10 protein-coding genes and 1 pseudogene are annotated in these 11587 nt (G+C 69.4%); 4 read left to right on the plus strand and 7 right to left on the minus strand.

Translation table 11 applies throughout. From position 1 onward, the window contains the following. Positions 1–227 (minus strand): annotated as a pseudogene (locus VIR15_RS16885) (maleylacetate reductase); the annotation flags it as partial. 157 nt (positions 228–384) lie between these two features. Here VIR15_RS16885 and VIR15_RS16890 point away from each other — a divergent pair. Next, positions 385–2589: an NADP-dependent isocitrate dehydrogenase gene (locus VIR15_RS16890; protein ID WP_331929851.1), complete on the plus strand. Its 2205-nt coding sequence runs from the start codon at positions 385–387 to the stop codon at positions 2587–2589. 88 nt (positions 2590–2677) lie between these two features. Here VIR15_RS16890 and VIR15_RS16895 read toward each other — a convergent pair whose 3' ends face one another. The 5 genes from VIR15_RS16895 to topA form a co-directional block, all read right to left on the minus strand. Next, positions 2678–4270 carry an AMP-binding protein gene (locus VIR15_RS16895; protein WP_331929853.1) on the minus strand — a complete coding sequence of 531 codons (1593 nt, stop codon included), beginning with the start codon at positions 4268–4270 and terminating at the stop codon, positions 2678–2680. A 34-nt stretch (positions 4271–4304) separates the two neighbouring features. Beyond that, positions 4305–4763 (minus strand): SCP2 sterol-binding domain-containing protein, encoded by a 459-nt coding sequence (locus tag VIR15_RS16900; protein WP_331929855.1) that lies wholly within the window; start codon positions 4761–4763, stop codon positions 4305–4307. Between the two features lie 52 nt (positions 4764–4815). Next, positions 4816–5610, minus strand: a complete 795-nt coding sequence (locus VIR15_RS16905) for a PIG-L deacetylase family protein (protein WP_331929857.1) — start codon at positions 5608–5610, stop codon at positions 4816–4818. Positions 5611–5641: 31 nt separating this feature from the next. Further along, entirely contained in the window at positions 5642–6112 is a 471-nt protein-coding gene (locus VIR15_RS16910; protein WP_331929859.1) for a GNAT family N-acetyltransferase, read from the minus strand. 121 nt (positions 6113–6233) lie between these two features. Next, a complete protein-coding gene (topA, locus tag VIR15_RS16915; RefSeq protein ID WP_331929861.1) occupies positions 6234–9020 on the minus strand; it encodes a type I DNA topoisomerase in 2787 nt (928 codons plus the stop codon). Positions 9021–9156: 136 nt separating this feature from the next. Here topA and VIR15_RS16920 point away from each other — a divergent pair, with 136 nt between their 5' ends. Then, positions 9157–9618, plus strand: a complete 462-nt coding sequence (locus VIR15_RS16920; protein ID WP_331929863.1) for a helix-turn-helix domain-containing protein — start codon at positions 9157–9159, stop codon at positions 9616–9618. Between the two features lie 28 nt (positions 9619–9646). Continuing rightward, entirely contained in the window at positions 9647–10090 is a 444-nt protein-coding gene (locus VIR15_RS16925) for a VOC family protein (protein WP_331929865.1), read from the plus strand. Positions 10091–10102: 12 nt separating this feature from the next. Here VIR15_RS16925 and VIR15_RS16930 read toward each other — a convergent pair whose 3' ends face one another. Next, the gene (locus VIR15_RS16930) at positions 10103–10561 is read right to left on the minus strand and encodes a GyrI-like domain-containing protein (protein WP_331929867.1); all 459 of its coding nucleotides are present in this window, start codon (positions 10559–10561) and stop codon (positions 10103–10105) included. 234 nt (positions 10562–10795) lie between these two features. Here VIR15_RS16930 and VIR15_RS16935 point away from each other — a divergent pair, with 234 nt between their 5' ends. Further along, a complete protein-coding gene (locus tag VIR15_RS16935) occupies positions 10796–11587 on the plus strand; it encodes a dioxygenase family protein (RefSeq protein ID WP_331929869.1) in 792 nt (263 codons plus the stop codon).

An 11587-nucleotide genomic window follows, 5' to 3' on the forward strand; every position in this document is an offset into this window, starting at 1 on the left:
CGGGCCCGCTCGGCCAGCTCGACGGGCACGTGTTCGCGAACCTCCTGCCAGCGCAAGGCCTCCGGCAGGCCGGCTGTGATCCGGTCGGCCACCGCCGACGCCGAGCCGGCCGCGATGACCATGACCCGCCGCGCCCCCAGCCGGGCCACCTCGTCGGCGAGTCGTCGGGCGGCACCGCCCCGCTCGAGTGCGACGCGCTGCGGCAGGGTCTCGTGCACGAAGGCCATGTCCGTCATCGTGCACCCGTCCACGGCCCGAACCCGGGGGTGGCGTGCGGAAGGTCACGACGGCAGCATGGGCAGGGCGCAACGCAGCGCCAGGATCCGTTATCTTGATATCAAGATTTCTCACGATCTCTCTCAGAACCCCCGGAATGGAGCTCAGGTGACGGACTCGACAATCATCTACACGTACACCGACGAGGCCCCCGCGCTCGCCACGGCGTCGCTGCTGCCGATCGTCCAGGCGTTCGCGGGGAAGGCGGGCGTCGAGGTCGAGACGCGCGACATCTCCCTCGCGGGCCGCATCCTCGCGGCGTTCGACCTCGCCCCCGACGCGCTCGCCGAGCTCGGCGCCCTCGCCAAGCGACCCGAGGCCAACATCATCAAGCTGCCCAACGTCTCGGCCTCGATCCCGCAGCTCAAGGCGGCCATCAAGGAGCTCCAGGACGAGGGCCACGCCGTCCCCGACTACCCGGACAACCCGACGACCGACGAGGAGAAGGCCACTCGTGCGGCCTACGACAAGGTCAAGGGCTCCGCGGTCAACCCCGTTCTGCGCGAAGGCAACTCGGACCGTCGGGCACCGTCCTCCGTGAAGAGCTACGCCCGCAAGCACCCTCACTCGATGGGCGCGTGGTCGGCCGACAGCAGGACCAATGTCGCGACGATGGACGGGGGCGACTTCCGGCACAACGAGAAGTCCGTCGTCCTCGACCAGGACGACACCCTGCGCATCGAGCACGTCGCAGCGGACGGCACGACGACCGTCCTCAAGGAGTCGCTCCCGGTCCTGGCCGGCGAGGTCGTCGACGGCACGGTCATGAACGTCGCCGCGCTCCGCGAGTTCCTCACCGCCCAGGTGGCCCGCGCCAAGGACGAGGGTGTCCTGTTCTCCGTCCACCTCAAGGCGACCATGATGAAGGTCTCCGATCCCATCATCTTCGGCCACGCCGTCCGTGCCTTCTTCCCAAGCGTTTTTTCCAGGTATGCCGCTGAGCTCGCTTCCGTCGGCGCGTCCCCGAACGACGGGCTGGGTGCCGTCCTCAAGGCCATCGAGTCGCTTCCCGCCGACCAGCGCTCCGAGATCGAGGCGGCCGTCAAGGCTGGCTTCGACGAGGGGCCGGCCATCGCGATGGTCAACTCGGACAAGGGCATCACCAACCTGCACGTCCCGAGCGACGTCATCGTCGACGCGTCGATGCCGGCGATGATCCGCACGTCGGGCCACATGTGGAACGCGGCGGGCGGGGAGCAGGACACGCTTGCTGTGCTGCCGGACAGCTCCTACTCGGGCATCTACCAGGTCGTCATCGACGACTGCCGCGCGAACGGCGCCTTCGACCCGGCCACGATGGGCTCGGTGGCCAACGTGGGCCTCATGGCCCAGGCGGCGGAGGAGTACGGCAGCCACGACAAGACCTTCGAGATCGCCTCCGACGGTGCGGTGCGTGTGGTCAACGCGGCGGGCGACGTCCTGCTCGAGCACGAGGTGTCGACCGGCGACATCTGGCGCGCCTGCCAGACCAAGGACGTCCCGATCCGCGACTGGGTCAAGCTCGCGGTGACGCGTGCCCGGGCTACCGGCGTGCCCGCAGTCTTCTGGCTCGACGAGGGCCGCGCCCACGACGCGAACCTCATCGCCAAGGTCAAGGAGTACCTCGGGGAGCACGACACCGAGGGTCTCGACATCCAGATCCTCAAGCCGACCGAGGCGATCGCCTTCTCCCTCGAGCGGATCCGCAAGGGCGAGGACACCATCTCGGTCACGGGCAACGTGCTGCGCGACTACCTCACCGACCTGTTCCCGATCCTCGAGCTCGGCACATCGGCGAAGATGCTCTCCGTCGTTCCCCTCATCGCGGGCGGTGGCCTCTTCGAGACGGGCGCGGGCGGCTCGGCTCCCAAGCACGTCCAGCAGCTCGTCGCCGAGAACTACCTGCGCTGGGACAGCCTCGGCGAGTTCCTCGCCCTGGCCGTCAGCCTCGAGCACTTCGGCGAGGCCACGGACAACCCCAGGGCCAAGGTCCTGGGCGACGCGCTCGACCGCGCCACCGGCAAGCTGCTGGACGAGAACAAGTCGCCCGCCCGCAAGGTCGGCCAGATCGACAACCGGGGCAGCCACTTCTGGCTCGCCCTCTACTGGGCGCAGGAGCTGGCGTCCCAGACGAGGGATCCCGAGCTCGCCGCCGCCTTCAGGGACGTCGCCGCACAGCTGGCCGAGAAGGCCGAGGCCATCGACGCCGAGCTCATCGCCGTCCAGGGCCAGCCGGCCGACATCGGCGGCTACTACAAGACCGATGCCGAGAAGGTGGCCGCGGTAATGCGCCCGTCCCAGACGTTCAACGACATCATCGCCTCGCTGGCCTGACCCCCGGCTGCCGGGGCCCAGACCCAACTCCGGTTCGGGGTATTGGCTCGCTCCATAGAGCGAGGAAATACCCCGACCGGGGTCCGGGTCAGTCGGCGAGGAAATGCTTGCGTAGCTCGTGGACGAGGACCTTGCCCGTCGCGTTGCGGGGCAGCGCATCGACGATGTGGACCTCCCGCGGCAGCGCCTGGCGTGAGACGAGCGGCCTGACCCGCTCGATGACCCGGTCCGGCGCGAGGTTCGCGCCCGGCTGCGGGACGACGCACGCGACGAGTCGCTGCCCGAACTCGTCGTCCGGCACGCCGAAGGCGCTCACATCATGGACCTCCGGCAGACCACCGATGGCGGCTTCGAGCTCGACCGGATACACGTTCTCTCCCCCGGAGATGACCAGGTCGTCCTCGCGGCCGTCGAGGTGGAGCCGGCCGTCCTCGAGGTGGCCGAGGTCCCCGGTGTCGACGAGCCCACGCCAGCGCTCGCGGCGCCCGCCGTCCGTGTAGCCGCTGAACAGCATCTCGTTGCCGACGAAGACCCGACCGACCTGCCCATCGGGCACCTCGCTGCCGTCGTCACCGATGATGGCGATATGGGTCCCGTGCGGCGGGCGTCCAGAGCACGACGGAGCGGCCACGAGGTCGGCGGGATCCGCGATCGCAGCCCACGAGACCTCCGTCGACCCGTAGAGGTTGTACAGGACGGGGCCGAACGCCGCCATGAACCGGGGCGCGAGCCCGGGCGGCAGTGACGACCCGCTGACGGCGGCGATGCGCAGCGACGGTGCGGCGTCGCCCGGGGCGTCGCGTCGCACCTCGTCGAGGTGGCTGAGCAGCCGCTGGAGCATGACTGGGACAGCGAAGACCACCTCGCAGCCATGCCCGGCCACAGCTGCCAGGGCGGCCGGCGGGTCGAATCGGCGCTGCAGCACGATCGTGTCGCGCATGGCCAGGGCCAGCTGCAGGGCGCCGAAGCCCCAGGTGTGGAAGATCGGCGCCGAGAGCAACACGGTCTCCCGGGGCCACAACGGGATCCGGTCCAGCACCGAGGCGAGGCCGGAGAGGCTTCGCGGATGCGGCCGGCGAGCGCCCTTCGGCAGGCCGGTCGTACCCGAGGTCAGGACGACGACGCGCCCCGCGCGCGCGGGCGGGCGGAGTCGGCCGGTTGCCTCGTCGGCGTCCACGAGCGCATCCATGAGGTCGAGGAAGGCGTGCTCCCCCAGTCGCGGCACGGACAGGCCATCGGTGAGCCCGCCGAACTCCTCGTCGTGCACGACGAGTGAGATGCCTTCTCGCTCAACCATCTCGGTCACCTGAGCGGCCGCCAGGCCAGTGTTGAGCAGCACCACGTCGACCCCGGCCGTCGAGGCGCCACCCAGCAGCTCCACGAGGCCGAGGTGGTTGCGGCACAGCAGCCCGACCCGGTCGCCTGGGGAGAGTCCTTGGGCGAGGAGCACGTGGGCCGCGCGTTCACACGAGGCGAGCAGAGCGGCATACGTGATCTCTCCGCGCGCCTCGTCGACGACGGCGATGGCGTCCGGCGAACGCGCCGCAGCCTGCCGGATCTCCCCGGCGATCCCGGCGCCCCAGGCGAGGATCGACGCGACCTGGCGCAGGACGCGGTCGGGCCGTCCCGGGGTGAGCACGCCGCGACGGGTCAGGATGAGCAGCTGCCGGGTGAGCCGCATCGGCTCAGCACCGGCACCCAGATACGGGCATTGCTCAGGCCCGGGGGACGTCGAAAAGACTGCCGATGTTGGCGGCGAGGGACATGTCGCCCTTGATCTTGATCTTGCCCATCATCACCATCATGACCGGGTTGCCGGTCTTGGTGATGAGCTTGATGAACTCGACCGGGCCCATCGAGAGCGACACGGCTGCGTCGCCGTCGTGACCCCGGGCAGCGGAGGCCTGCCCGTCGCCGACCCGCACCGTCCAGTCGTCGTCGGGGACGCCCTTGCCCGTGATGGTCCAATGGGTCGTGGCGCGCAGGTCCCGGGCCCGGTCGGACCGGAACATCCGCGGCATGTGCTCGAAGATCGAGTCGATCACCGACATGCGCGTCGGTCCCGCCATGACGTCCGCGACCTCGCGGTCGGACGCGCTGGTAAGAAGTTCGACGAACTCAACCGGCCCGAGGGCGGTCAGCTCGTCATGGGTGAGGTCCTTCAGCGAGGGCATGCTGCTCCTTGGCGGGCCGGCGTTTCTGTTACCGAGCAGTAACCCTATGCCCTCACGTGTCGAGGAACCATCCCGACACCATGCCGCCCGGCCGCCCGCCCTCCACGTAGTACTCGATGCCGAACATTGCGGCGAAGGCCTCCTCCGGCATGGCGATCATCATGCCCGCGTCGCTGACCTGGCTGGCATGGCTCGCCAGGGCCGCCCGCTTGACGCCGATCCAGGGCGACACGTCGACGGCCCAGTGCAGCTCGGCCTCGGGCGTCCCGAGCGGGTTGCCGTCGTCCATCGGCTTGTCCGGGTCCCAGCTGTCGTCGGCCAACCCGGCCGCGATCGCCGTCTGGAACTGCAGGCGGGTCACATCGCGGTTCATCGTCGCCTCGAGCACCCGCGGCGTGCCTGCGAGCTCGGCGGCCCGCTTGACCACAGCGTGGACCTTGACGTGGTCGGGGTGGCCATAGCCGCCGTGCCAGTCGTAGCCGGTCACGAGGTCCGCCCCCTCCTCGCGCAGCACCTCCGCGAGTCGCCCGGCAGCCTCGTCCACGTCGGCCCGAGCGAAGCTCGCCTCGTGGTCGTTCTGGTCCCAGCCGAACATCCCGGAGTCGGCGTAGCCGAGCCACACCATCCGGTGGGTGCCGATCACCTCGTTGGACCGAGCTGCCTCCACCCGGCGCCGGTCGACGACGGTCTCCCCCGCGGCCAGGTCATCCGGCCGATCGCCGTGGTCGCCGTTCGTCGCGTAGACGACCACGACTCGGTGCCCCTCGCCGACGGCCCGCGCCATGGAGCCGGCGGTCTGGGACGCCTCGTCGTCGGGATGGGCGTGGACGAAGACGAGAGTTGCCATTCCGTCAGCCTCACCGAGCCGTCGGCTGGGGTCAAAGGTTTTGTGCCGCGCCCGTCGTGTCTTTGCCGTCGAGGGGGATGCGGTAGACGATGAATCCCTCGAAGGTCGCGACGTCGTCATAGAGCCGCCGGGCCGTCGAGTTCGCTTGGTGGGTCTGCCAGTAGACCGCGCCACACCCCTGCCCGCGAGCCCACGACACGACACCGCCGATGAGCGACCTGCCAGCGCCTCTCCCCCGCGCCGCCGGGTCGGTGAAGAGGTCCTCGAGGTAGCAGACGTCCGCCCCCCACGTGCTCGGGTGGGCGAGGAAGTGCGTGATCCCGACGAGCCGCCCATCAACCCTCGCGCCAAGCGCGTGCACCCTTGCGCCAGAGCGCAACTCACCCCAGAGACGCTCCAACGCGTCCTCCTCCAGATCCTGTCGGTAGAAACGCAGGTAGTCCCGGAACAGGCGCTCCCAGGCCTCGCGGTCTGCCTCGTCGATCCTAGTGATCGTCACCATGCCGGCCACGCTAGGCGCGTGCGTGCACCCGGCCACAGCGCCACTTCACGGCAACCGGGGAAGGCCACTCAGCGGCATACGGCATATGTCGTATGCCGCTGAGCTCGCGTGCGCTGGAAGGTCAGGCCTTCTTCGTGGTTGCCTTCTTGGTCGCCCGCTTCGCGGGCGCCTTCTTGGTCGTCTTCTTCGCGGTCCGCTTGCGGGTCGTGGGGCCCTTGGCGCGCTTCTCGGCGAGCAGCTCGAAGCCACGCTCCGGAGAGATCGATTCGGGGTCGTCGTCCTTGCGGAGGGTCGCGTTGGTGTCGCCGTCGGTGACGTAGGGACCGAAGCGGCCGTCCTTGACGAGGACGGGCTTGCCGCTGACCGGGTCCTCGCCGAGCTCCTTGAGCGGGGCTGCCGCGGCCCGGCCGCGCTGCTTCGGCTGCGCGTAGATCGCCAGCGCCTCCTCGAGGGTGATGTCGAAGAGCTGCTGCTCGGTCTGCAGCGACCGGGAGTCGGTGCCGCGCTTGAGGTAGGGGCCGTAGCGGCCGTTCTGCGCGGTGATCTCGACGCCCTCCGGGTCGGCGCCGACGACCCGCGGCAGGCTGAGCAGCTTGAGCGCCGTCTCCAGGTCGATCGTCGCCAGGTCCATGTCCTTGAAGAGGGACGCGGTGCGCGGCTTCGGCTTGGCGGCCTTCTTGCTGCGGCCGTTGGTGGCGGGCGCGGCCTCGTCCTCGTCGATGACCTCGGTGACGTAGGGACCGTAGCGGCCGGCCTTGGCGATGATCTCCCGACCGGTCTCGGGGTCGCGACCGAGGACCTTTCCGTCGTCGGCAGCGGCCTCGAGCAGCTCGCCCGCCCGGGCCGGGGTCATCTCGTCCGGCGCGATGTCGTCGGTGATGGTGGCCCGACGCGGGGCGACGGAGGAGCCTTCCGCGGCGGAACGAGAAGGCGTCGCGTCAGCGTCCATGCCGTTCAGGGGGTCCACGGGGGACGGGGTCCCCCGTGTGTCTTCTACGTAGGGGCCGTAGCGGCCGACCCGGACGACCATGCCCTCGCCGAGCGGGATCGTGCTGATCTCGCGGGCGTCGATCTCGCCGAGGTCGTCGACGAGCTCCTTGAGTCCTTCGGCCGTCGTTGCCTCGTCCCCGAAGTAGAACCGTTGGAGCCACTCGACTCGTCCGAGCTCGCCGTTCGCGATCCGGTCGAGGTCCTCCTCCATCGAGGCGGTGAACTCGTAGTCGACGAGCTCGCTGAAGTGCTCCTCGAGCAGGCGCGTGACGGCGAAGGCCAGCCAGGTCGGCACGAGCGCCTGGCCCTTGGTGAAGACGTAGCCGCGGTCCTGGATCGTGCCGATCGTCGAGGCATAGGTGGACGGGCGGCCGATGCCCTTCTCCTCCATCGCCTTGACGAGCGTGGCCTCGGTGTAGCGGGCCGGCGGGGTGGTCTCGTGGCCCTCGGCCTCGGCCCGGATGACCTCGAGCGCGACGCCGGTGGACAGCTTGGGCAGGCGCCGCTCCTCCGCGGCCGCGTCGGCGCGGGCCTGCGCCTCGTCGTCGCGGCCCTCCTCGTAGGCGGCGAGGAAGCCCTTGAAGGTGATCACCGTGCCGGATGCGCTGAACTCGACCTGCTGGGCGCCCTCGACAGCCGTGTCCACGGAAAGCTTGACCGTGGCTGTCGAGCCGCGCGCGTCGGCCATCTGCGAGGCGACGGTGCGCTTCCAGATCAGCTCGTAGAGGGCGAACTCGTCACCGCGCAGCTCGCCCGCGACCATGGCCGGCGTACGGAAGCGGTCGCCCGCGGGACGGATCGCCTCGTGTGCCTCCTGGGCGTTCTTCACCTTCTTCTCGTAGCGGCGGGGCGCGTCGGGGACGTACTCGGCGCCGTAGAGGTCCCGGGCCTGGCTGCGGGCCGCCGTCAGGGCGGCATCCGACAGCGTCGTCGAGTCGGTGCGCATGTAGGTGATGTAGCCGCCCTCGTAGAGACGCTGGGCGACACGCATCGAGTTCTTGGAGGACATCCGCAGCTTGCGGGACGCCTCCTGCTGGAGGGTCGAGGTCGTGAAGGGGGCCGAGGGGCGCCGCGTGTAGGGCTTCTCCTGGACGTCGGTGACCCTGGCGGATGCGGCGAGGCATGCCTCGGCGATGCGTCGAGCGAGCGCCTCGTCGAGCCGGACGACGCCAGTGCCGGACAACTCGCCGCGGTCGGAGAAGTCCCGGCCGGCGGCGACGCGAGAGCCGTCGACGGTGGTCAGCCGCGCTGTGAACTGCTGGGCGGTGCCGTCCGGCGTGAAGTCACCCTCGACGTCCCAGTAGGAGGCCCTGACGAAGGCCATCCGCTCCCGCTCGCGCTCGACCACCAGACGGGTCGCCACGGACTGGACCCGACCAGCGGACAGACCCTGGCGCACCTTGCGCCACAGGACCGGGCTGACCTCGTAGCCGTAGAGCCGGTCGAGGATGCGGCGGGTCTCCTGGGCGTCGACGAGTGCCGCGTCGATCTCACGGGTGTCGTTGACAGCGCGCTGGATGGCCTCTCGGGTGATCTCGTGGAAGACCATCCGCTTCACCGGCACCCGCGGCTGGAGCGCCTCGAGCAGGTGCCAGGCGATGGCCTCGCCCTCCCGGTCCTCATCGGTTGCCAGGTAGAGCTCGTCGGCGTCCTTGAGCTTGCGCTTGAGCTCGTTGACCTTCTTCTTCTTGTCCGGGTCGACGACGTAGTACGGGGCGAAGTCGTTCTCGACGTCGACCGCGAACTTGCCGAACGGCCCCTTCTTCATCTCGGCCGGCAGCTCCGACGGGTTGGGCAGGTCACGGATGTGACCGACCGATGCCTCGACGTCGTAGTCGCCTCCGAGGTAGCCCGCGATCGTCTTCGCCTTCGCGGGCGACTCGACGATGACGAGCTTGCGGCCCTTACCAGCAGCCATGGTGCACCTGAGTCTTCCTGCTCCCACGTGCAGCGGATTCGTCGCTGCTCCGACGTGGATGCGGACCGACCGTAACAGTCCGTGTCAAGATCCGTTCGCACCACCCCAGATGTCGAGTGTGCATCAGAATCGGACCATGGCCCGCAGATCCACCCCCCGCGCGCCCGCTGATGTCCTCGTGTACCTGCGCCGGGCCCGCGACCACATCGACCGGCACTACGCCGAGCCCGTCGACCTCGACACCCTCGCGGGCATCGCCGGAGTGAGCAAGTACCACTTCCTTCGGCTGTTCCGCACGACGTACGGGCGCACGCCTGCCGCGTACCTCTCCGAGCGCCGTATCGAACGGGCCCAGGACCTACTTCGGACGACGAACCTCACTGTGACCGAGGTCTGCTTCGCGGTCGGGTTCGCGAGCCTCGGTTCGTTCAGCAGCCGGTTCACCGACGTGACCGGAGAGACGCCGCGGGACTTCCAGAAGCGGTACGCGGCCAACGGCGCCCCGCGGATCCCCGGCTGCTATGTCTTCATGTGGGGCCTCGCCGAACGCCGCCGGGCCACCGGACACGACGGTTCCGCAATCCAGGAGAAGCCCTAGCCGTCCTCGCCCGCCTAGCGTCGTGCCCATGATCACGAACGTCTCCCTCGTCAGCGTCTGGGTCACCGACCAGGACGAGTCCCTCGACTTCTACACGAACGTCCTCGGCTTCGAGAAGGGCGACGACGTCCAGCTCGGACCCGACTTCCGCTGGCTGACCGTCGTCCATCCGAACCAGCCGGAGCTGCATCTGCACCTGACCACCCCCGGCGAGCCGCTGTCGCCCGAACTCGTGGAGGCGATGCGGCGAGCCCAGGCAGACGGCGGCCTTCCCGGTGTGGGCCTGCACGTCGACGACTGCCGCAAGACCTACGAGGAGCTGCGCGCCAAGGGCGTCGAGTTCCTCCAGGAGCCGGCTGACCGGCCGTACGGTATCGAGGCGCTGATCCGGGACAACTCCGGGAACTGGCTCGTCCTTGTCGAACCGAAGGAGTTCGACCCGGGCGCCATGACCGAAGCCGACCTCGCCTGACCCCAGCCTCCGTCAGGTGGCGGGCCAGAAGATCTGGGTCCGCCACGTGGCGGGGTCGGGTTCCTGCGCGGGGTCGCTGAGGTAGCTCTCCCACATGTCGCTCGACGGCGTGAGGCCCTGCTCCTTCATGTAGCCGGTGATCTCTTCGTAGGTCTGCGGGAGCGTGTCATAGGGCCCGACGTGCGTGGCTTCCACGACCCGACCGGCGGGAAGCGAGCCCGGCGCCACTCCGTCGACCGCGGTGATCGGCCCGTCCACGGGGAACCCAGCCTCGACGTCGACGGCATCGGTCGGCATGCCGTGGTACAGCGAGAAGGGCGGCCCGACGGGGTGGTGGCCCTGGGACTGCATTGCCTCCAGGGCCTGGTGCAGAGCCCGTGCGAAGAATTGCGGTAGGTCTTTGACGGGCACCCGCTCGCGCACGACCGCCGTCAGCTGCGCCTGGTGCTCGGTCATCCTGATCTCGGTCATGCCACCACGCTCCGCGCCGACTTGCACGATCCGGTAGGGCCGAATGACCCGAAACCACCCGTCGGCCCCGGCGATGTATCGGTGCCGGACCGGAACTGTATCGCCGTGCCCCAGCACCGGCCCCGGTGCGTTCTGCACACTCGACCACGAGGGTGACGGGCGCCTTCGGGAAGAAGGGCGTGCACGGGGACGTTGCAGGTGATAGTTTACTCGTCAATCATCTGAGGAGCCCACATGCCTGCCCCCCTGATCTATCTCAGCCACGGCGCCCCGCCACTCGCCGACGACACCCGCTGGACGGGCCAGCTCGCCGACTGGTCCGCGACTCTCGAAAAGCCGAAGAACATCCTCATGGTCTCGGCCCACTGGGAGGATGCGCCGACGACGCTCGGCTCGACGACGGGCGCACCGCTCGTCTACGACTTCTGGGGCTTCCCGCAGAAGTACTACGAGGTCACCTACGACGCGCCCGCCGCGCCCGACCTCGCCGACGACGTGACCCGGCTGCTCACCGCTCCGGGCCAGACCAGCTCCACCCCCGTCCACCGGGACGAGTCGCGCGGCCTCGACCACGGGGCCTACGTCCCGCTCAAGGAGATGTTCCCGGAGGAGGACGTCCCGGTCCTGCAGATGTCGATGCCGACGCTCGACCCTCGCGGGCTCTTCGAGATCGGCCGCAAGCTCGCGCCGCTCCGTGACCAGGGCACCCTCATCGTGGGCTCCGGCTTCACGACGCACAACCTGCGCTGGTTCAACCCGCGTGCCGGCGCCGATGTCGCGCCGCCGATGGCGAGCGCCGAGTTCGACCACTGGGCCCAGGAGGCGATGAAGGCGCAGGACGTCGACAGCATCCTCGACTTCCTCGCCAAGGCTCCCGCTGCTCGCGAGGCGCACCCGAGGACCGAGCATTTCGCGCCGCTCTTCGTCACCTTGGGCGCGGCCTACGCGTCCGGAGGCCTCGACAACAAGAGCGTCATCGAGGGCTTCTGGTTCGGCCTGTCGAAGAGGTCCTGGCAGTTCAACTGA

This window comes from Intrasporangium sp., from assembly GCF_036566125.1.
GTDB lineage: Bacteria > Actinomycetota > Actinomycetes > Actinomycetales > Dermatophilaceae > Intrasporangium.

Excerpts from the sequence above, each read along its gene's own strand:
- topA (WP_331929861.1), bottom strand. The coding sequence starts at position 9,020 with ATGGCTGCTGGTAAGGGCCGCAAGCTCGTCATCGTCGAGTCGCCCGCG.
- VIR15_RS16935 (WP_331929869.1), top strand. The coding sequence starts at position 10,796 with ATGCCTGCCCCCCTGATCTATCTCAGCCACGGCGCCCCGCCACTCGCC.
- VIR15_RS16920 (WP_331929863.1), top strand. The coding sequence starts at position 9,157 with ATGGCCCGCAGATCCACCCCCCGCGCGCCCGCTGATGTCCTCGTGTAC.
- VIR15_RS16910 (WP_331929859.1), bottom strand. The coding sequence starts at position 6,112 with ATGGTGACGATCACTAGGATCGACGAGGCAGACCGCGAGGCCTGGGAG.
- VIR15_RS16930 (WP_331929867.1), bottom strand. The coding sequence starts at position 10,561 with ATGACCGAGATCAGGATGACCGAGCACCAGGCGCAGCTGACGGCGGTC.
- VIR15_RS16900 (WP_331929855.1), bottom strand. The coding sequence starts at position 4,763 with ATGCCCTCGCTGAAGGACCTCACCCATGACGAGCTGACCGCCCTCGGG.
- VIR15_RS16895 (WP_331929853.1), bottom strand. The coding sequence starts at position 4,270 with ATGCGGCTCACCCGGCAGCTGCTCATCCTGACCCGTCGCGGCGTGCTC.
- VIR15_RS16925 (WP_331929865.1), top strand. The coding sequence starts at position 9,647 with ATGATCACGAACGTCTCCCTCGTCAGCGTCTGGGTCACCGACCAGGAC.
- VIR15_RS16905 (WP_331929857.1), bottom strand. The coding sequence starts at position 5,610 with ATGGCAACTCTCGTCTTCGTCCACGCCCATCCCGACGACGAGGCGTCC.